This is a genomic window from Pseudoclavibacter sp. RFBG4, from assembly GCF_002931515.1.
Classification (GTDB): Bacteria; Actinomycetota; Actinomycetes; order Actinomycetales; family Microbacteriaceae; genus Pseudoclavibacter.
The window spans coordinates 20,737-38,443 of the sequence record NZ_PSYC01000015.1; the positions used below are offsets into that span (position 1 = coordinate 20,737).

At 69.7% G+C, this 17,707-nt stretch carries 15 protein-coding genes and 1 pseudogene; 11 read left to right on the forward strand and 5 right to left on the reverse strand.

The annotated features are described in order from the left end of the window. Nucleotides 1-70 precede the first annotated feature (70 nt). From C5E10_RS03945 to C5E10_RS03960, 4 genes are read right to left on the reverse strand one after another with little or no spacing between them, the layout of a single operon-like run. Nucleotides 71-604 (reverse strand): septum formation family protein, encoded by a 534-nt coding sequence (locus C5E10_RS03945; RefSeq protein WP_104330534.1) that lies wholly within the window; start codon nucleotides 602-604, stop codon nucleotides 71-73. Nucleotides 605-659: 55 nt separating this feature from the next. Beyond that, nucleotides 660-1,406 carry a hypothetical protein gene (locus C5E10_RS03950; RefSeq protein ID WP_104330535.1) on the reverse strand — a complete coding sequence of 249 codons (747 nt, stop codon included), beginning with the start codon at nucleotides 1,404-1,406 and terminating at the stop codon, nucleotides 660-662. 10 nt (nucleotides 1,407-1,416) lie between these two features. Continuing rightward, nucleotides 1,417-1,662, reverse strand: coding sequence for an acyl-CoA carboxylase subunit epsilon (locus C5E10_RS03955; RefSeq protein ID WP_181059498.1), 246 nt, complete (start codon nucleotides 1,660-1,662; stop codon nucleotides 1,417-1,419). After that, nucleotides 1,659-3,272 (reverse strand): acyl-CoA carboxylase subunit beta, encoded by a 1,614-nt coding sequence (locus C5E10_RS03960; protein ID WP_104243005.1) that lies wholly within the window; start codon nucleotides 3,270-3,272, stop codon nucleotides 1,659-1,661. The genes C5E10_RS03955 and C5E10_RS03960 overlap by 4 nt, the downstream gene beginning before the upstream one ends. A 110-nt stretch (nucleotides 3,273-3,382) precedes the next feature. On the opposite strand from C5E10_RS03960, the gene C5E10_RS19045 reads away from it, so the two are divergent. From C5E10_RS19045 to C5E10_RS03970, 3 genes are read left to right on the forward strand one after another with little or no spacing between them, the layout of a single operon-like run. Next, a complete protein-coding gene (locus C5E10_RS19045) occupies nucleotides 3,383-3,826 on the forward strand; it encodes a hypothetical protein (protein ID WP_181062630.1) in 444 nt (147 codons plus the stop codon). After that, nucleotides 3,823-4,695, forward strand: coding sequence for a biotin--[acetyl-CoA-carboxylase] ligase (locus tag C5E10_RS03965; RefSeq protein ID WP_181062631.1), 873 nt, complete (start codon nucleotides 3,823-3,825; stop codon nucleotides 4,693-4,695). Before C5E10_RS19045 ends, C5E10_RS03965 begins: the two co-directional genes overlap by 4 nt. Continuing rightward, nucleotides 4,695-5,420, forward strand: a complete 726-nt coding sequence (locus tag C5E10_RS03970; RefSeq protein WP_104330537.1) for a PH domain-containing protein — start codon at nucleotides 4,695-4,697, stop codon at nucleotides 5,418-5,420. The genes C5E10_RS03965 and C5E10_RS03970 overlap by 1 nt, the downstream gene beginning before the upstream one ends. Nucleotides 5,421-5,542: 122 nt before the next feature. On the opposite strand, the gene C5E10_RS03975 is transcribed toward C5E10_RS03970, so the two are convergent. After that, entirely contained in the window at nucleotides 5,543-6,172 is a 630-nt protein-coding gene (locus C5E10_RS03975; protein WP_258070991.1) for a GtrA family protein, read from the reverse strand. A 172-nt stretch (nucleotides 6,173-6,344) separates the two neighbouring features. Here C5E10_RS03975 and C5E10_RS03980 point away from each other — a divergent pair. The 8 genes and pseudogenes from C5E10_RS03980 to C5E10_RS04015 all read left to right on the forward strand — a co-directional run. After that, nucleotides 6,345-7,538, forward strand: a pseudogene (locus tag C5E10_RS03980) (5-(carboxyamino)imidazole ribonucleotide synthase); the annotation flags it as partial. 61 nt (nucleotides 7,539-7,599) lie between these two features. Next, nucleotides 7,600-8,142, forward strand: coding sequence for a 5-(carboxyamino)imidazole ribonucleotide mutase (gene purE / locus C5E10_RS03985; RefSeq protein ID WP_104330539.1), 543 nt, complete (start codon nucleotides 7,600-7,602; stop codon nucleotides 8,140-8,142). A gap of 52 nt (nucleotides 8,143-8,194) precedes the next feature. Continuing rightward, on the forward strand, nucleotides 8,195-9,583 hold the full coding sequence (locus C5E10_RS03990) for an LCP family protein (protein WP_104330540.1): 1,389 nt from the start codon (nucleotides 8,195-8,197) through the stop codon (nucleotides 9,581-9,583). A gap of 282 nt (nucleotides 9,584-9,865) precedes the next feature. Next, nucleotides 9,866-11,095 (forward strand): glycosyltransferase family protein, encoded by a 1,230-nt coding sequence (locus C5E10_RS03995; RefSeq protein WP_104330541.1) that lies wholly within the window; start codon nucleotides 9,866-9,868, stop codon nucleotides 11,093-11,095. Nucleotides 11,096-11,150: 55 nt separating this feature from the next. Then, nucleotides 11,151-13,538: a glycosyltransferase family 4 protein gene (locus C5E10_RS19355; protein WP_258070993.1), complete on the forward strand. Its 2,388-nt coding sequence runs from the start codon at nucleotides 11,151-11,153 to the stop codon at nucleotides 13,536-13,538. After that, entirely contained in the window at nucleotides 13,531-15,387 is a 1,857-nt protein-coding gene (locus tag C5E10_RS04005; RefSeq protein ID WP_258070994.1) for an ABC transporter ATP-binding protein, read from the forward strand. The genes C5E10_RS19355 and C5E10_RS04005 overlap by 8 nt, the downstream gene beginning before the upstream one ends. After that, nucleotides 15,374-16,606: a phosphotransferase family protein gene (locus C5E10_RS04010; protein ID WP_104330543.1), complete on the forward strand. Its 1,233-nt coding sequence runs from the start codon at nucleotides 15,374-15,376 to the stop codon at nucleotides 16,604-16,606. Before C5E10_RS04005 ends, C5E10_RS04010 begins: the two co-directional genes overlap by 14 nt. Further along, nucleotides 16,603-17,670, forward strand: coding sequence for a phosphotransferase (locus C5E10_RS04015; protein WP_104330544.1), 1,068 nt, complete (start codon nucleotides 16,603-16,605; stop codon nucleotides 17,668-17,670). The genes C5E10_RS04010 and C5E10_RS04015 overlap by 4 nt, the downstream gene beginning before the upstream one ends. Nucleotides 17,671-17,707: the final 37 nt, after the last annotated feature.

Sequence of the window (17,707 nt, forward strand, 5' to 3'; positions counted from 1 at the left end):
GGGCACTCGCAGGAGCGAGGGACCCGGCGTTCGTCGCACTGTCTCCGTCGAGCAGAGAGACCAGGGCGTCCTAGCGAGCGGCGCCGGCGAGGCTGCCCGTCGTCTGCGCAGCATCGTCGATGATGATGCATTGGATGAGACGGTCATCGGCTTCTTCCCAGCTCTGCTGGGTGGGAGTGAGGTAGCTGAAGTTCAGCGTGCTCTCCTCGTAGGGAAGCCCGACGAAGGTCGCGAACTGCGCCGTGCAGTCGGTGTCCGCCTGCGCGCTGATGGCTTCGTCTCCGGGGTACTCGCCCGCGGGCATCTCGACCTCGAAGTACACCTCGTAGTCGTGTGGGTCAGAGCATGGTACGACCGGGATCTCGCTGACCGTGGTGCTGCCGGCGTCGTTGAAGCAGTCACCCACCGCGAGCTTGAAGACGTCGAGGTCACCCGACTCGGTGACCTCCTGCGTCTCGCCGTCGCGGACGTCGCTCTCGCCGCCGGAGAGCTCGCCCTCGACCGAGTCCGCGATCTCCTGGGCCGCGGAGCAGCCGGTGAGGCCGAACCCGAGGAGTACGAGGGCTCCGATCGCAAACGCTGATGTGACGGTGGTCTTCGCCATGGTCTCCCCTGGAGGTTCGGTGGTTTTCGCTCACTGTAGCGAGAAAATGGGCGATTCAGGGCCGCTTCTCGAGCAGCAGCGCGACGGCGCGTTCCTTGCGATCGACTGGGCAGTCCGCGAAATACGCTGAGCTGGCGATGAGCGCCTGCGTGTAGCACTCGGCGTGCCCCTCGACCGCGGGGACCGCGTTGCCGTCCCAGCCGGAGAACTGCCCGTAGCCCTCCTCCTCAAGCACGCGGACCATCTCGTCCGGGTTCGGGAAGACGTACGCCTGCTGCGCGTGGCCCAGCTCATGGATCAGGACCGACGCCCCCGCATCGGTGATCGTCGGGAACAGGGTCGCATCATCCGCCCGCAGGTGGATGCTGGCGGTCGGTGGCTCGACCGGGCAGCCGCTGCCCTCGCACCAGGACTGCTTCGTGCAGGCCTGCGCGTCTTCAGGGCAGGCCGTCTGGCCATCGGCAGCCCAGGTCGCAGGAACACCGGATGCCGCGATGAAGGCGTCGATACCAGCCGTTCCCTCGGGCCACGGGCCGACCGGGGCCGTGACGAGCGGCGGGTAGCTCAGCGAGGCGCTCTGCGCATCTTCCGGCGCGACGAGGACCGGCTCGAAACCGCTCTGCGTGCCGAGGACGTTGACCTCGAACCACTCGCGGACGCCGTCAGCGCTCCACGGCTCTCCCGCAGTCGCGCCACCCTCGTCGTTCGAGGGCACACCAGCGGGGGTCGCGAACACCAGCACCACTGCAAGCAGGGCGACGACGGCGAACAGGAACCCGCCAGATGATCGCTCGGTTCGCATGTGGTTGCGATCAGCTCCGGTAGGAGCCACCGAACGGGTCGCTCGCGGAGCCGCCGCCGCGCATGCTGCGCTGCGAGAGCTGCCACGCCGTGCGGCGCTTGACGATGTCGCGGGGACGGTCGAGGTCCTGCGCTGACTCGATCATCGAGGCCAGCACGAGCGTGGCCGCCGCGAGCTCATCCTCGGTGGGGTTCCCGCTGACGGTGCGCACGATGTGCTCGAGGCCGACGTGCGAGGGGATCTGCTCCTGGCTCACAGTGGGATGTTCCCGTGCTTCTTGGGAGGCAGCGACGCGCGCTTCGTGCGCAGCGTGCGCAGCGCCTTCGCGACGATGACTCGGGTCGACGCGGGTTCGATGACCGAATCGAGCTCGCCGCGCTCAGCCGCCAGGAAGGGAGAGGCGACGTTGTAGGTGTACTCGTTCGCGAGGCGCGTGCGCACGGCGGCGACGTCCTCGCCCGCCTCCTCGGCGCGCTTGATCTCGCCGCGGTACAGGATGTTCACGGCACCCTGGCCGCCCATGACGGCGATCTCGGCGGTCGGCCATGCGAAGTTCAGGTCGGCGCCGAGCTGCTTCGAGCCCATGACGATGTACGCGCCGCCGTACGCCTTGCGCAGGATGACGGTCACGAGCGGCACCGTCGCCTCCGCGTACGCGTACAGCAGCTTCGCGCCGCGGCGGATGACCCCGGACCACTCCTGGTCGGTGCCGGGCAGGTAGCCAGGCACGTCAACGAGCGTGAGGATCGGGATCGAGAACGCGTCGCAGAAGCGCACGAAGCGGGACGCCTTCTCGCCGGCCTCGATGTTCAACGTGCCCGCCATCGCACTCGGCTGATTCGCGACGATGCCGACGGAGGTGCCGTCGACGCGCGCGAAGCCGATGATGATGTTGGGGGCGAAGAGCGGCTGCACCTCGAGGAAGTCGCCGTCGTCGACGATCAGCTCGATGACCTGCTTCACGTCGTACGGCTGGTTCGGGGAGTCTGGGATGACCGTGTTGAGCTTCTTGTCGAGATCCGTGATCTCGAGCTCCGTCTCGATGTCGTAGCTCGGCAGCTCGGCCTGGTTGTTGTCCGGCAGGAACGAGAGGAGCTGGCGCGCATAGTCGAGGGCGTCGTCCTCATCCGCGGCCAGGTAGTGGGAGACGCCCGAGGTGCGGTTGTGCGCGAGCGCGCCGCCGAGCTCCTCGAAGCCCACCTCCTCGCCGGTGACCGTCTTGATGACGTCAGGTCCCGTCACGAACATGTGGCTCGTCTTGTCGACCATGATGACGAAGTCGGTGAGCGCGGGGGAGTACACGGCGCCGCCGGCTGCAGGGCCCATGACGATGGAGATCTGCGGGATGACACCGGAGGCCTGCGTGTTGCGCCGGAAGATCTCGCCGTACTTCCCGAGCGCGACGACACCCTCCTGGATGCGCGCGCCGCCCGAGTCGAGCATGCCGATGATCGGCACCCCCACCTTCATGGCGTGGTCCATGATCTTGATGATCTTCTCGCCCGCGACTTCGCCCAGCGAGCCGCCGAACGTCGTGAAGTCCTGCGAGTAGACGGCAACACCGCGGCCGTGGATCGTGCCTGTTCCCGTGATGACCGCGTCGCCGTACGGGCGGCGGGCATCCATGCCGAAGGCCGTCGTCCGGTGCCGCACGTACTCGTCGAGCTCCACGAAGGAACCCGGGTCGAGCAGCTCGAGGATGCGCTCCCTCGCGGTCTTCTTGCCCTTCGCGTGCTGCTTCTTCGCAGAGACCTCCTCCGCCTGCGTCACTGCTTCCGCATGGCGGGCCCTGAGGTCGGCGATCTTGTCAGCCGTGCTCGTAGGGGTCGGACCGGACGCTGAGGAGTCAAGTGGTGCGGAGTTCACCCGCGTCACTTTACCGGGCGGCGGCTCATATTCGGCCGCACGGGTTAGCCTGATTCCCCGGTGAAGTGCAAGAGAGACGCACGACGCACGACATTTGAGAGGTTGGCGGCATGACTCAGGGGACTGGCGCACCGAACGGGGCCGCGCACAGGGCAGGCGCCGAGGTCGTGCCGCTGGCACCGGATGCCCAGGCGCAGCAGTGCCTGCTGCCGTCGAGCGCGCCCATGGCGCCGTACGACGCGAGCGTCCGCGGCGAGGCGGGCGCCGCGCCCGAGCTCTCGCGACGAAGCCTGTGGGGCAGGTGGGCGCTCGGTGTCGCGGCGCTCTCCCTCGTCCTCGCGTTCATCCCGGTTCCCGTGCTCAACATCGCGCTCGCGCTCTCCATCGCGGCCGTCGCGTTCGTGCTCGCGATCGTCGCGCTCTGGCAGAAGCGTCGCTCGAAGGTGCTCGCGATCATCGCCCTCGTCACCCTCTTCGTCGCCGTCCTCGCCTCAGTCGTGATGACCTTCGTGTACCTGTCGTTCATCGGCTCGGCGATCGCGGGCGCCCAGTGAGCACCCCGGCCATCACCCAGCTGCTTCTCGGAGGGCGCGCTGCTGGCACCGAGCTGCGCCTCATCTCGGTACCAGAAGCCACCTCGACCAACGACGTGCTCGCGGACATCTGGGAGCGCACCGGGGGAGAGGCCAGCCAGAACCCGGCCCTCAGCACCCTCGTCACCTACGCCCAGACCGCGGGTGTCGGCCGCCACGGCCGCGAGTGGATCTCCCCGCGCGGCAAGTGCCTCGCAGCGTCGACCCTCGTGCGCCTCGCCGACGACGAGGCAGCCCCCCGCATCCTGGGCTGGCTGCCCCTCATCGCGGGACTCGCGCTCCGCAGCGCCATCCTCGAGCTGTCCCCGCCTGCCCCCGGCTTCCGGCCGGACGAGCATTCCGCTCGCGTCGAGATCAAGTGGCCGAACGACGTCCAGATCGACGGACGCAAGGTCGCCGGCATCCTGGGACGTGTCCTCGGAACGCGTGACGGGGAGCTCTCCTGCGTCGTGGGCACCGGCGTCAACATCACCCTGCAGGCCGAGGAGCTGCCCACGCCTCACGCCACCTCGCTCGCGCTGTCGGGGATGCTCCCACCGCACCCGGCGGAGCTCCTCCCCGCGTACCTCTCCGAGTTCGTGGCGAGACTCGAAGCGCTGCGCGAGACTCGCGGCGACGCGATCGCGAGCGGAGCCCACGGCGAACTGAGCGACGTCTGCTCGACCCTCCGCGCCCGCGTCGCAGCGACGCTGCCGTCCGGTGAGATCCTGCACGGCTTCGCGACGGAGCTCACGCCGGAAGGGCACCTCGTGATCAGAGGCGATGACGGGGAGACCAGGTCCGTCGCGGCAGGGGACGTCGAGCGGGTCCGCCCAGAGAACAGGGCCTGATGCGCGGCCGTCCACCGCATCCGAGCGAGCAGTCCTGGGACCAGATCTTCGGCGCTCCCGGCGCGCAGCAGTACGGCGCACCGCCCCAGGATGCGCAGCCCCCCGTCAGCCACGCGCCTCGACAGCAGGCGGCACCGCAGCAGCACGAGTACGCGCAGGTCCAGCAGCGAGCCGCGCCGGACCAGCGCCAGTACCACTCCGGACAGCAGTACGGTCAGCAGTTCCCCGCCCAGCCGGAGAGCCCCCAGCAGCGGTACTACGAGCCGCTCGGCATGCGGCTGCCGGAGCGGACGATCATGCGAGTGCGCCGACACGGACGCCGTCTGCTGCTGCCGTCGATCGTCCTCATCATCGGCTTCGCGGCCGCCGGCTACAACCTCGGTGCCCTGCAGGAGACGACGATCGGGGCCCGCCACGCCTGGCTGCTCATCTCGCTCGCCGCGATCGTGCTCCTCGGCGTCGTGCCCATCGTGGTCTGGCTCCAGGCACGCAGCAGGATCACCACGCACCGCATCGTGCTCTCGCAGGGAACCCTGACGAGCGAGACCCGCGAGATCTTCATGAACGCGATCGTCGACGTCACCGTTCGGCGCAACCTCTGGCAGGCGATGTTCCGCTCGGGGACGATCGTCCTCACCTCGGTCTCCGGCCACCGCCTCAGACTCATCGACGTGCCGAGCGCCAACACGGTCGCCGCGTGCATCCGGGAGCTCAGCGGGCCGTAGTCGCCCCGAGCGCCGAAACCGCGAGTTCCTCCTGCGGGCTCGCCGAGGGCCGCAGACGCGAAGAGCCGCGGGCAACAGTGCCCGCGGCTCTTCTGGGCCCGCCGATCACTCGGCTGACGAGGTCAGCTCGCCTCCATGGCCGTGCCGTCCTTCGCCTGCATCTCCGCGACGCGCTTGGGGGAGAACACCCAGAAGCGGTACAGGATGAAGCGGAAGATGGCGCCGAGGCCGATTCCGACGAGGTTCGCGATGTTATAGGCGATCCACGAGTGGTTGTCGAGCACGGCATTCGTGAACCAGATCGGGAGCAGGCCGATGCCGAGCCCCACGAGGCTGACGCCGAAGAACTCGATCGCCTCCCGGAAGTTGTCCTGGCGCTTGTGCTGGCGGAACGTCCAGATGCGGTTGCCGATCCAGTTCGTCACGATCGCCGCGCACGTCGAGATGACCTTCGCCCACAGCGCGCCATGCGCGACCTCGGTGGGGTTGAGTACCGTCAGCATGAGGATGTTGAACAGGCCGGTGTCGACGACGAAGCCGACCCCGCCGACGAGGCCGAAGTTGATGAGCTGCGCCATCATGCCCTTCGACGCCGCGATGCGTCGGAACACGTTGACGATGCGGCCCCAGAGGCTCCGCGAGGTCCGCTGCGCGGGCAGATCGAACTCGGCGGTCTCCGCGGCGACGAAGCCGACGAAGTCTTCAGGCTCAGAGTGATGCGGCTCTGCGTGCTTGTGGGAGCGATTGGTCAAGCGCTCGACCTCCATCGTGGGGCACTTGCGTGGATGATGCCGCCGCAAGCAGGATAAACTGTTGGGGAGTTGTGACCCTCGTCGGAGTATAGACACGTCAGAGCAAAAGGCACGTCACTGCCACTGCAACGCAGGCGGGGAGAACTCCCCAGCCGTCGAATTCGATGCGAGCGCACAGACTCCCTCACGGCAGGACTGCCAGCAGCACTCTCGAACGGAGCGAACCATGGGTCAGGTCGTCGGCGTCATCGGAGCCGGGCAGCTCGCGCGAATGATGCTCCCACCCGCTATCGAGCTCGACGTCGACCTGCGGGTCTTCGCGGCGGGCCGCGGCGAGAGCGCAGACCGCGCCGTCACCGCCGTCGGCGACATGCACGTCCTCGCTGAGGTGCTCGACTTCGCGCGCGGAGTGGACGTGGTCACCTTCGACCACGAGCACGTTCCGCAGGAGGTGCTCAGGGGCCTCGTCGACGCGGGCGTCGCCGTGCGCCCAGGGCCGCACGCGCTGCAGTACGCGCAGGACAAGCTCCTCATGCGCCGCCGTCTCGCCGAGCTCGGCATCCCGATTCCCAACTGGGCCGAGGTGCGCGACGAAGCGGAGCTGCAGGCGTTCATCGACGCCAACGGCGGCGTCGCCGTGCTCAAGACGCCACGAGGCGGCTACGACGGCAAGGGCGTCCGCATCGTCCGATCCGGCGCCGATGGCGCCGACTGGTTCGCTGCGGGGGAGTCCCTGCTCGTCGAGGAGCGCGTCGACTTCCGACGCGAGCTCGCGCAGCTCGTCGCCCGTCGTCCCTCCGGCGAGATCGCCCTCTGGCCGATCGTCGAGACCGTGCAGCGCGACGGCGTCTGCGCCGAGGTGCTCGCGCCCGCCCCCGGTGCCGAAGGAGCGGACGACCGCCTCGGCTACGTCGCCGCGACCATCGCCCAGTCGGTCGCCCTCGGGCTCGACGTCACCGGGGTGCTGGCCGTCGAGCTCTTCGAGACCACCGACCAGCGCATCCTCGTCAACGAGCTCGCGATGCGCCCCCACAACTCGGGGCACTGGACCATCGACGGGTCCACCACAAGCCAGTTCGAGCAGCACCTCCGCGCCGTCCTCGACCTTCCCCTCGGCGACACCGGCATGACGGCACCTCACGCCGTCATGGTCAACGTGCTCGGCGGCCCACAGGAGGGCAGCTACGGCGACCGGTACGAGAAGGCCATGCACGCGCATCCCGACGCGAAGATCCACAGCTACGGCAAGTCCGCGCGCCCCGGGCGGAAGGTGGGGCACGTGACCGTCGCGGGGCGCGAGCTCGACGACGTCGCCTACCGGGCCCGGGCTGCGGCGGCAGCGTTCGACGACGACCGCGTTTCCTGACGCGAGCCGTCACCGGCCAGCCTCAGCGGGGCCGCGCGCACCCGCGTCTACGCTTGCACGCATGAGCGACCACCCCACCGCATCGCCCGCGCCCGCAGACGACACCCCGCAGCAGGTGCCCCTCGTCGGCATCATCATGGGAAGCGACAGCGACTGGCGTGTCATGCACGAAGCACGCGACGTGCTCACGGAGTTCGGCATCCCCACGGAGGTCGAGGTCGTCTCCGCCCACCGCACCCCCGAGAAGCTCGTCAGCTACAGCCGCGAAGCGAGCGGACGCGGCATCCGCGTCATCATCGCCGGAGCAGGGGGCGCGGCCCACCTCCCCGGCATGGTCGCCTCGCTCACGACGCTCCCCGTCGTCGGCGTGCCGGTCCCGCTCAAGTACCTCGACGGCATGGACTCCCTGCTCTCGATCGTGCAGATGCCCGCGGGCATCCCCGTCGCGACGGTCTCCATCGGCGGAGCCAAGAACGCCGGAATCCTCGCCGCCCGCATCCTCGGCACAGCTGACGAAGCGCTGGCGGCCAGGCTCGCCGACTACAGTGACGGACTGCGCGACGCCGTAGAAGCCAAGAACGACGCCCTCAAGCAGTCGCTCTAGCCCACCCCCTCGGCCGCCGTCGCCACCCCTTGCTCCTCGACCGCAGGACCACATGACACTCACCCTCCCGCTCCGGTACCCGGACGCCAGCTCGCCGCAGCTCATGACCAGGCGCGCCTGGTGGCTGCTCCTCGCGAACTTCTTCCTTCCGGGAACCGCGCAGATCCTCGCCGGGAATCGGAAGTTCGGGCGCTTCATGCTCTCGATCTGGCTCGGTGGCATCGCGGCAGTTCTCGTGGTCCTGCTCATGGCGCTCGTGCTGCGCGGGCCCCTGCTGTTCGTGTTCTCCACCACGCTCGGCATCACCGCGGTGCACCTCGTGCTCATGCTCTACGTGGCCATGTGGGTCGTGAGCGGGCTGGACGCGCTCCGCCTCGTGCGCATCATCAAGCTCGAGCAGGTCGCTCGGCCGCTCATCGCCATCGTCGGCGTCGTCCTCGTCACCGTGCCGCTCGTGTTCGCCGCCGTCACGTCGCAGGTCGCGAACCAGGGGAAGTCCGCCATCGAGGGGCTCTTCGGCGGCGCCTCGAACGGCCTGCAGCTCCCATCCGATGGCCAGATCAACATCATGATGCTCGGCGGCGACCGCGGCGCCGACCGCGAAGGCCTGCGCCCCGACTCGATCAGCGTCATGAGCTTCAACGCGTTCACGGGCAAGCTCACCACGATCGGCCTCCCGCGAGCGATGGAGAGCTTCCCGTTCTCCGAGGGGCACATGCGCGACCTCTACCCGGACCTCTACGAGGGCTGCGCGGTCGACGTCTGCTACCTCAACTCCGTCTACACCGAGGCGACGATCGCCGAGGACGGCGGCTACGCCGACGCCGCCGAGCATGGCTCGGAGCCCGGCATCGAGGCGATGCGGGACGCGGTCGAGGGCATCACGGGGCTGAGCATCCAGTACTACGTGCTCGTCGACATGGCCGGCTTCACGGAGCTCATCGACGCCCTCGGCGGCGTCGACATCAACGTCACCGAGCGCGTGGGCATCGGCATCAACGACGACGGGTCACCCGGCTGGGCTCCTGCCACCGAGTTCATCGAGGTCGGACAGCAGCACATGGACGGCTCGACGGCCCTCTGGTACGCCCGCTCGCGCTACGAGACGACCGACTTCGCCCGCATGGAGCGCCAGCGGCAGCTCCAGGAGGCGATGGTGGCGACGATGACACCCGCCAACCTGCTCGGCAAGATCGGGCCGGTGACGGATGCGCTCGAGAAGGTCGTGCAGACCGACATCCCGGAGGGCATGATCGGCTACGTGGGCGATCTCCTCCTGAAGTCGCGCAGCGGCAACAGCGTGCGGCTCGACATCGTGCCGCCCAACTTCGACCAGGGCAATCCCGACGTCCCCGCGATCCATGCCGCTGTCCAGGACGCGATCGCCTCTGACCCGCCCGAGGCGACGCCCGCTCCCGAGGAGACCGCGCCAGCCGAGTAGCTCCGGCCTCTGACCGCGCATGAGGGAGTTCTCATGCTGCGGGTCAGCGAAGCCTCTGGCTTGCCGGTGACCCAGCCGCGCCCGCGTGGCTCGATCGGCGGAAATACCCGGGTGTCGGGCTGATCGCGGCCGACAGCCGTCGTGCCCCCTGCTCGTCCGGACTCCAGGAGAGTCCTCTCATCTTGGCGACCCCGGTCGCCGCCGCTCCCTAGGTTCGAGGAACGTTCAGTCTTCACTCGACGCTGAACGTCTCCACGCTCGGCGACCTAGGGATGAACAGCCATGAAGATCCACGCACCCAAGAAGATCGTGCTCTTCTCCCACGACTCCGTCGGCCTCGGCCACGTTCGGCGCAACCTCGCTCTTGCCAGAGCATTCACCGAAGCAGCCGACCGCGACGGTACCGGCCCGGTCACGGGCCTCCTCGTCACGGGCGAGCCCGTCGCGCTGAAGTTCCCCCTGCCGCGCGGTTGGGAATGGCTCGTCATCCCCGGCATCACCAAATCCGGCTCCTCCTACGGCGCGCGTCGCCTCGACGTGCCCTTCGGCGACCTGACGCAGCTGCGAGGGCGCATCGTGCGCGGCGCGCTGCTGAGCTTCGGCCCAGACCTGGTGGTCGTCGACCGTCACCCCTACGGCGTCCGACAGGAGCTCGCTCCAGCGCTGCGGGATCTGAAGAGGGAACGGCCCGAGACCAGGATCGTCCTCGGCATGCGCGAGGTGCTCGACGAGCCCGCCCGCGCGGCGAAGGAGTGGGCGAAGCTCGACCTCGACCAGTTCTGCCGCGACTTCGACCAGATCTGGGTGTACGGCGACCCGCGCGTCCACGACCCCGTCGAGAGCGGCGAGATCCCAGCGGCCGTCAGCCACCTCGTCCGACACACGGGCTATCTGTCGGCGGGTCGGGCAGTCGGGCGGTCACCGCGCATGGTCGAGCAGCCCTACGTCGTGTCGATGTTCGGCGGCGGCTCGGACGCGTTCGAGCTCGCTGAGCTCGCGGCGCGCACCCCGGTGCCAGAAGGGTTCGAGCACCTCGTCGTCACGGGCCCGCAGATGCCGAGCGCCGACTTCCGTCGTGTGCAGGCCGCGGCTGGCCCCCACGTCCAGCTGCACAAATCCGTACCGGACGGCCTCGCCTGCCTGCGCGAGGCATCCGCTGCCGTGCTGATGGGCGGTTACAACACCATGTGCGAGCTGCTCTCCAGCCACGTCCCGGCCCTCGTCGTCCCGCGCACGTCGCCGCGCACCGAGCAGCTGATCCGCGCGACGGCCCTGGAACGCCACGGCGCCGTGAGCGTCCTCGAACCCGAGGCCGTCAGCCCGGACGCGCTGGCCCGCTGGTTCACCGCGGCCACGACCGGGCAGATCGCTCAGAGCGGCGGGCGATCCGCGATCGACGGGCACGGGCTCGACGCGGTCGTCCGGCTCACGGCGGCACTGCTGTCGCCGCACGACGCCCCCAGCGTCTCGCTGCGCATGAACCTGACGGCAGCGGTGGCCGATGCGCGCTAGCAGGGCGGCGAACGAGGGAAACCGGACAGCCATGACGGCGAGGAGCGAGACGAGCATGAGACAGCAATCCAAGACGGGCTACGTCGTCAAGGTGTATCCGCGATTCTCGGAGACCTTCGTCGTCACCGAGATCCTGGCGAGAGAGGCGCGCGGCGAGCAGATCGCGATCTACGCCCTGCGCCCCACGAGCGATCCCCGCTTCCACCCGGAGCTGGCTCGCGTCCAGGCTCCCGTGACCTTCATCGCGAAGGAGCACAAGCTCGGCGAGGTGTGGGCCGACGTCGCCGAAGCAGAGCGCACCGTCCCCGGCTTCGCGCAGCGCTTCGCCGAAAGCCTCCCAGAGCTCGCCACCTTCGAGGCATCCGAGGTGGCCCAGGGCGTCCGCCTCGCCGCGGAGAGCATCCGCGCGAACCTCACCCACCTGCACGCGCACTTCGGCTCCCTCGCCGGCCGCGTCGCGGAAGTCGCCTCCCGCCTCAGCGGGATTCCCTATTCAGTCACGCTCCACGCGAAGGACATCTTCCACGAGAGCGTCGACGAGCAGCGGCTCGGGACGCTCATCGAACGCGCCCACCACGTCGTCACCATCAGCAGGTTCAACCTCGAGTCGCTCCGCGACCGCTACCCGGAGCACGCCGCGAAGATCGTCCTGCAGTACAACGGGCTCGAGCTGGAGCGATTCCCCTACCGTGCGCCCGAGACACCGCGTGCGCCGGGAGCGCCGCTGCGGATCGCGGCCGTCGGGCGTCTCGTGGAGAAGAAGGGCTTCGGCCTGCTCATCGACGCCATCGCGCAGCTGCGCGACGAGGGGGTGGAGAGCGAGGTGCGCATCGCGGGCGACGGGGAGCTCGAGGTCGAGCTCGCGGCTCGAATCGCCGCGCAGGGACTGGAAGCTCGAGTGCACCTCCTCGGCAGCCGAACCCAGCGGGAGGTGGGGGAGCTGCTCCGCTGGGCAGAGATGTTCGTGGCCCCCTCCATCGTGGGTGAAGACGGCAACGCGGATGGACTGCCGACCGTGCTGCTGGAAGCCATGGCGACCGGCACCCCGTCCATCGCCAGCGACGTCACCGGCATGCCCGAGGTCATCGGGCGCATCGACGGCTTCGGCGAGACCGGGCTGCTCGTCCCGGCCGGCGACCGTGCGGCGCTCGTGGCCGCCATCCGTGCTCTCGCCGCCCATCCCGACCTCGCCCTGCTGACACGGCGCGCTCGGCGCCTCATCGAGGAGCGCTTCGACTCCGCCGCGCAGGCGAACTCGCTGCGGCGCCTTCAGCATCCCCTGCCCGCCTCCCTCGTCGGTCAACGAGTCGCGTACGTCTGCGCCGACCCCGGCGTGCCCGTCTTCGGCACGAAGGGGAGCTCCGTGCACGTGCAGGAAGTCCTTCGCGCGCTGCGCGCCCTCGGCGCGAGCGTGCAGCTCTACTGCGTCCGTCGGGGCGACCACGTGCCAGCAGACCTCGCCGACCTCGCCGTCACCGAGGTCACGGTCCGCGCGCGAGACGACGGCAACCGCGAGAGGGCAGTCCGGGCGGCCGCGCGTGAACTGGCCGAACGGGTCGCCGAGAGCCACCCCGACATCGTCTACGAGCGCTACAGCCTCTGGTCGTGCGCGCTCAGCGAGGTGACCACGGCAACCGGCGTGCCCGGGATCCTCGAAGTCAATTCCCCCCTCATCGACGAGCAGCGCAAGCACCGCCAGCTCCACGACGAGGCGGGAGCCCGGGCGAACCTCCGCACGCAGCTCGAGGTCGCCACCTCGACCGTCTGCGTCTCACCACCCGTCGCCGAGTGGGCCCGCCTGGCTGCACCAGAAGCGAGCGCACGCATCCACGTCATCCCGAACGGCGTCAACACGCGCCGGATCGCGGCGACGGATGCGGAGATCGTGCGCGAAGCCCCCGTCACCGTGGTGTTCGTCGGGACGCTCAAGCCCTGGCACGGCGTCTCGACACTGCTCGACGCGGTGTCCCTCTCGGCGCTGCCCTGGCGGCTCGTGATCGTCGGAGACGGCCCCGAGCGCGAGCGGCTCCTCGAGCAGGCCTCCGCGTTCCCGCCCGACACACGCCGACGCATCGAGTTCGCGGGCGCCGTGGCACCGTCCGAGGTGCCCCGCTGCCTCGCGGCCGCCTCCATCGCCGTCGCACCCTACCCGGCACACGACGGCGAAGAAGGCTACTTCTCACCGCTCAAGATCTACGAGTACCTCGCCTCAGGCCTGCCGATCGTTGCGAGCGCAACCGGACAGATCCCGAGCATCCTCGACGACGGACGAACCGGGGTCCTCGTCCCGCCATCCGACCCGCGCGCCCTCGCGGCGGCCCTCGACGACCTCGCCGCCGACCCCGCGCGCCGCACGAGCCTCTCCCGCGCCGCGCGCGTCCAAGCGGAAGAGCACCACGACTGGCGCAACGTCGTCACGAAGATCTGGCGGACCGTTGCGTAGGCGGCGCGACCCCGCGGACAAGCAGGGCGATCCAAAGGGCGCCTCGGGCGCCCACGCCACACCGGCGGGCCCGCTGAAGCGAACGCTGCGGCTCATCCGACCCTTCATCCCGGGAAACCGCCTGCTCGCCGCCGGCGGCATGACCGCGCTCCTCGCGGAGGTCATCTTCCGCGTCCTCGAGCCCTGGCCCACGAAGTTCGTCATCGACGCCGTCACCCGAAGCCTCGGAGCCGACCTCGCCGGGGCAGGGCCGAGCGCCAGCATGCCGCTGCTCCTCGCCTGCGGCGCAGCGCTGCTCGTCATCGTCTCCCTCCGCGCCTTCACCAACTACCTCGCGACGCTCGCCTTCGCGCTCGTCGGCTCCCGCGTCGCGACGCGACTCCGCTCGCACGTCTTCGACCACGTCCAGTCGCTCTCCTACGTCTACTACTCCAAAGCGCGAAGCGGCGACATCGTGCAGCGCCTCGTCGGCGACGTCGGCAAGCTGCAGGATGTGGCCGTCACGGCCGGACTCCCGCTGCTCGCCAACGTGCTCACGCTCGTCGTCATGAGCGGAGTGATGCTCTGGCTCGACCCGCTCCTCTCCCTCGTCGTCTTCGTCGCAGGGTTCCTCTACTTCCTCTTCTCCCGCACTTCGACGGGAGCGATCACCAACGCGGCCCGGAGAACACGAAAGGGCGAAGGCAACCTCGCCAACATCGCGCAGGAATCGCTCACGTCGCTCCGCATCGTGCAGATGTACGGACTCGAGTCCCACGTGGCGCGAACGTTCTCCGGCAACAACGAGCGTTCCCTCAAAGACGGCGTCCAGGCGAAGCGCCTCGCCGCCGGACTCGAGCGGAAGACCGACGTCATCGTCGGCCTCGCCACCGCAGTGATCCTCGTGGCAGGCGGCTGGCGAGTGGCCAGCCAGGTCATGACCCCAGGCGACCTCGTCATCTACCTCACGTACCTCAAGACGGCGATGAAACCCCTCAGGGACATGGCGAAGTACACCGGCCGCATCGCCAGCGCGGCCGCCAGCGGCGAACGCGTGGCCGACCTCCTCGACGTCGTCCCCGAGATCGCCGACACCCCGCACGCCGTCTCGGTGGCGCGAGTCCGCGGCGACCTCCTCCTGCGCGACGTGGCCCTCGGCTACGGCCAGCGGGACATCCTCAGAGGCCTGTCGCTCAGCATCGCCGCCGGCGAGCACATCGCCATCGTCGGCCCATCCGGGTCAGGCAAGTCGACACTCTCGCTCGCCCTGTGCCGACTCATCGAACCGCGCAGCGGCCGCATCGAGCTCGACGGGGTCGACATCCGGAACCTGACCCTCGCCTCCCTGCGCAGCCACATCGCGCTCGTCCCGCAGGAGGCGGTGCTGTTCTCCGAGACGGTCAGGAACAACATCCGCTTCGGCAGGCCAGGAGCGAGCGACGCCGACGTCGAATGGGCCGCCCGCCAGGCAAGCGCCGACGACTTCATCCGCCGCCTCCCAGAGGGATACGAGACAGTCCTCGGCGAGCGAGGCGGCACGCTCTCCGGCGGACAGCGGCAGCGCATCGCCATCGCACGCGCCATTCTCCGCGACAGCGAGATCGTCGTGCTCGACGAGGTCACCACCGGCCTCGACCCCCACTCCGCCAACGAGGTGCTGTCAGCCCTCACCGGCCTCACCACGGGACGGACCACCATCTCCATCACGCACGACGCGGCCGTCGCCCGCCGGGCCACACGCATCGTGTGGATCGAGGACGGGGAGATCCTGCTCGACGGCTCACCCATCGAACTCGGCGCATCGACCGGCAACCGCTTCGGGCGCTGGCTTCAGGCGCAGGACAAGCGGAGCGACCATGACGCAGCCTAGGACCCCCATGTTCGGTCTCGAGCCACTCGACCTCCTCCTCGCAGCCGGACGCGGGCAACCGGATGCGCGAGCGCTGTTGCGCTCACTGACCGGCGGGCGCGAGGTGACGGCGGGGCACCTCCGAGAGAAGCCGACGCTCTCCGTCATCGCGCGCCTCACCGAGCACTCAGGCGAGGGGCTCTGGTGGGCGGCGGGCCTCAGCGCAGCACAACGGGTGAAAGGCGCCAAGGCGCGAAAGCGCGCCACGGCGCTCGGCGTCGAGCTCGCAGAGCACGCCTTCGCCGACGGCTCGATTCTGCTCGTCGGCCCCGCCGCCACCGACCCACGCCTCGCGGATGCCGACCGCGAGCTCGCAGCAACGGCAGACATCGCCCCGCTCCCGAGCTCGACGCTCAACTACAACCCCTGGCGCCGTGCCGTCAGGATCCACGAGGCCCACGACACGGCTACCGTCGTCAAGCTCGCTCGCAGTCCGCTCACGGCATCGGCCGCCGCCGCCAACGCGGTCGCCTCGAGCGGGGGGCCGGCCCTGGCAACACGGGTCAGCGCATCCGGACGGCTGCTCCTGACCCCGCTCGCAAGCCCGGACTCGGCGCAGCCCGTCGACACACAGACGGCAGGCGGGCTGCTCGCGCGCATCCACACGCAGGCCCCACTCGCCGAGAGCCCCTCCCTCGCGTGGCGGGCGCACCTGTCGGCCAGCGTCGAGCAGCTCTCACGCCTCGTCCCCGAGCACGGCAACGCTGTCCGCGCGCTCTCGCGGTCGCTCGAAGGTCGCCTCGCGCAGAGCCCGCAGCACCCCGTCTTCCTGCACGGCGACTTCTCACGAGACCAGGTGCTGGGAGATGGCGGCCGGGGCGTCGTCGTCGACTTCGACCGGCACTCGGTTGGCGCGCCCGGCTCCGACCTTGGGTCGTACCTCGCCGTTGAACTGCTCAGCCGGATCGACGCCGAACCGGACGGCCTGCACAGACCGAGCGACCGCCTGACCGCCATCCGCGACGAGCTGCTGTCCGGCTATCTCGAAGGAGGCAGCGGGGCGAGGACCAGGCACTCCGAACCGACCCTCGACGAGATCGAGGCGTGGACCGCCCTGCACCTCCTCGCGCGGGCAAGCGAGCCATTCCGTGCCTGCGCGCCGAACTGGCGAGACGACATCGCGCAACGACTGACGATGATCGCGGACCTCACGCTCGCCGGAACCGAGGAACGAGCATGACCCCGAGCACGACGCATCGCGTGCCACTGGAGATCCCGCTCCCAGACGAGGCCGGCACCCTGACCATCGACCGGGCCTGGCCCGCCCAGGACGGTGCCCTCGTGGTCGAAGGCACAGACCCGGTCGGGCGGTGCCGCGCCGGCCGCATCGACCCGGAGGGCATCGCCACCGTCACCCCGCACCGGCAAGACACACGCCTGCCGGGCCTCAGCTCGACGCGCGGGACCCTGCTCGTCCACCGACTCGGCAAACGAGCCGTGCTCCGCGACGACGAAGCCGGACGATACGTCAAGGTCACCCGGCCCGGCAAGGCAGCACGCATCCACCAGGCGACGAGGCCCCTCGCCGGCGCGCTCAGCAGCGCAGGGTTCGCGACCGCCGACGAGTCACTGAGCGCAAGCGGCGACCTCATCCACGCCCGCGCGGTGGCGGGAAGCCTCATCGCGCACCTGGACCCCGACGCCTGGGGTCTCGCGCTCGCGGCCTTCGAACGCTCCTGGGGCAGCTTCGCGACCCAAGCTGTTCCTTCACGACCCGCCAGCTCCCCGATGACACCACTCGCCACGCACACGGCTGCTGACGAGGCCAGCATCCTCGCCGCCTGGCTCGAGAAGCTGCGAGCCTTCGATCCGCTCCGCCTCACCCCCGTCACCAAACGACTGTTCGTCGAACGAGTCGAACGCAGCTGCCAGGAGCTGACCGCGGACGCACGCCGGGCCGGGGCGCTCGCACATCGTGACCTGCACGACGGGCAGCTGCTCTTCGACCCGGACAGCCGACAGCTGGCGGTCCTCGACCTCGACACCGCCGCGCTCACCGAACCCGAACTCGACCTCGCGAACCTTCTCGCCCACCTCGACTTCGCAGCCTTCATCGGCACCATCTCGCGCCCGATGCGCGACCAAGCACATGCGATGATCGAGCGCCTCCAGCTGGCACTGGGCGGAAACCCCGAGAGGTTCGCCTGCTACCGCACGGCGGCCGAGCATCGCATCGCCTGCGTCTGGGCGTTCCGTCCCCGGTCGCACGATCGTGCCATCGCCTGGCTCGCCGGCGACCGCTGACCCCGCCCGCCGCTCGCATCCGCCCGCCGCTCCCATC